Origin of the sequence: Ectothiorhodospira variabilis, assembly GCF_022227625.1 — a bacterium.
GTDB lineage: Bacteria > Pseudomonadota > Gammaproteobacteria > Ectothiorhodospirales > Ectothiorhodospiraceae > Ectothiorhodospira > Ectothiorhodospira haloalkaliphila.
Genome location: NZ_JAJNAO010000041.1, coordinates 1 through 2,262 on the forward strand (window position 1 = coordinate 1; position 2,262 = coordinate 2,262).

2 protein-coding genes are annotated in these 2,262 nt (G+C 66.8%); both read right to left on the bottom strand.

Annotation, left to right across the window (positions count from 1 at the left end; genetic code table 11):
- Positions 1 to 32: 32 nt before the first annotated feature.
- Positions 33 to 1,376 carry an IS481 family transposase gene (locus LPW30_RS15810; protein ID WP_239681353.1) on the bottom strand — a complete coding sequence of 448 codons (1,344 nt, stop codon included), beginning with the start codon at positions 1,374 to 1,376 and terminating at the stop codon, positions 33 to 35.
- Between the two features lie 45 nt (positions 1,377 to 1,421).
- Positions 1,422 to 1,982 (bottom strand): hypothetical protein, encoded by a 561-nt coding sequence (locus LPW30_RS15815; RefSeq protein ID WP_239681354.1) that lies wholly within the window; start codon positions 1,980 to 1,982, stop codon positions 1,422 to 1,424.
- Positions 1,983 to 2,262: the final 280 nt, after the last annotated feature.

The window sequence follows — 2,262 nt, forward strand, 5'->3', positions numbered from 1 at the left end:
CGGTCAGGCCGAAGTGCTTGCGGTACATGGCCTCAGTCCTCCCCCGCCTCGATATCGAAGTCCCGCCAGTGCATCCCCGAGGGGCTGGGTTGCGGGCCCTGATCCTCACTGCGGGCCTCGCGCGAGGGCGTGTTGCGCTTGACGAAGCAGTTGGCGTACAGGTCCACGGGCCTGGCGGTTTCCACGTACCGGCCCTGATGGACGATCTGCACGGCGCGCCGGGTGGCGCCGGGGTCGTAGCGCAGCGTGACGCGCTCGCCGATGAGGGCGGCATCCACTTCGTAGATCACGCCGTCGAGGCTGACGGTCCGGTCCTTGTGGACCTTGCGTACCGCCTCGAACAGGCACAGATCCTCCAGATCCAGACCCGGATCCAGATAGCGCACCTGGTCACCGTCCTGAGCCCAGCGCTCCAGGGGCGTCATCCCGTCCAGGCCGCGATGGGGGTTGTGGTGATACTCCCCCTCAACCCAGGCCCACAGGCGCCGGTTGAGGGCCTCCAGGCTGGCGGTATCCTCCGGGGTGAGGGTGTTCAGCAGCTGGGCGCGTAAGGTCCTGAAAAAGCGTTCGATCTTCCCCTTCCCCTGAGGGCGGTAGGGACGCGCATGGATCAGAGCGATGCCCAGCCGGGCGCAGACCAAGGCCAGGTGATGGGAACGGAAACTCGCGCCGTTGTCGACGTAGAGCCTCTCAGCAAGGCCACGCCGGCTCAGAGCCTGGCGCAGCACGGGCAGGAAGGCGCGGGTGTTCTCCGAGAGGGCGAAGGCGGCATGGGGGATCACCCGGGTGGCGTCGTCCATGAAGGCGATCAGATAGGTCTTGCGTCGCACGCGCCCTTCGACGGTGACACTGGGGCCGTGCATGACATCGCTGGACCAGAGCTGTCCGGCTCGGGCGAAGGCGAAGCGGCGACGATCCTGATCCTGAGTGGCCTCGGCCTGGCGCTGCATCAGCCCATGACGCACGAACAGGCGGTGGACCGTGGAAGGTGGTAGCGGCAGATCCGCGTCCACCGCGCCGTTGTCACGCAGGTGCTGGATCACCTGGCGCACGGACCAGGAGGCATGTTCCTCCTTCAGGGCGATCAGGGCCTCGGTGACGGTCGCTGACAGGCGCCGGGGCTGGCCACGATCCTGGCGTGGCTTGGGCAGCAGGGCGTCAAAGCCACCCTGGCGGTACTTCTTCATCCAGTCCCGCAAGGTCTCGGCGGCCACATGGGTGCGATGGCTGCCAGGGATCTGATGGGTGCGGGCGGCAATGGCATGGAGCTGGGTATAGAGCCCGGGTGTGCCGGGCGGCCGACGCACCAGGTCGGCGATCAGCCCGAAACGGAACAGGGCGATCTCGTGGCGCAGGTCATGGGAGGGATCGGGCATGGCAGCGTCTCCGGGGAAAACGACCCAAACGGTCGCTCCACAACGCTACGCCCCGCTGCCAGGCGGGTCAGGGCCCATTGAGTGTTGGCGCGACGGGGAAGTGGACACACCGCCACTGCAGCGGTGGGCAAAACCGAATGGCGGCGGTAACTGATCGAGCCAGGGCGCGGCAATCTCACGCAGGGCGGGGAGCAAGGGTGTCTGACCTAATGCGATCTGGCAGGCGGTCAAGGTGGGGGCGCAGTCAGTGAGCAGGTCGGGTAGCAGTCCCCTGAGGCGGTGCAAGCAATCGTCTATCGCATCCTTGCGGCGGCGTACCCAGCGCACCGCCCCTGCCTCCTCGATCTCGGGGCGCAGCATCCTGGCGGCCGCCACCAGACTGGGCGCGGTCTCCGCGGTCATCACCGCCACTTCCACCGCCTGTAGCTTCCCCGACCAGCGGGCCGCCAGACAATCGGGTATCAGGGAAAACGTGCGGTGCCCCTGCGGGCAATACCAGCGGGCGATCCGCGCCCCCCAGGGCCGCTTGCGCGCATAGCTGCCGTGGCGGGCAAAGCCACAGCCTCCGGCAGGATGCAGCGGACAACACGTCAGGCTTGCTTTCAACCAGCCTTGCTGGGTAACGTATTGTTCGCCGGTCAAAGGCGTTCTCAACCGCACTAGCACACCGGCCACCGGCCCGCACGGCGGCTACCGTGGCGGGCCACTTTTATGGGTTGGCCTCAGATCATGCCCCTGTCCGCCCCGATCCGCCAGCCCGGTGAATCAATCCGGGCAACTCGCCTCACACCCGACTCACACTCTGCCACCACTCGGACCCTATCAACGAGGAGATAATCCGCTTCAGATCAGGCGGTGATCAGCGATTGGGGGTGGGAAACAACAC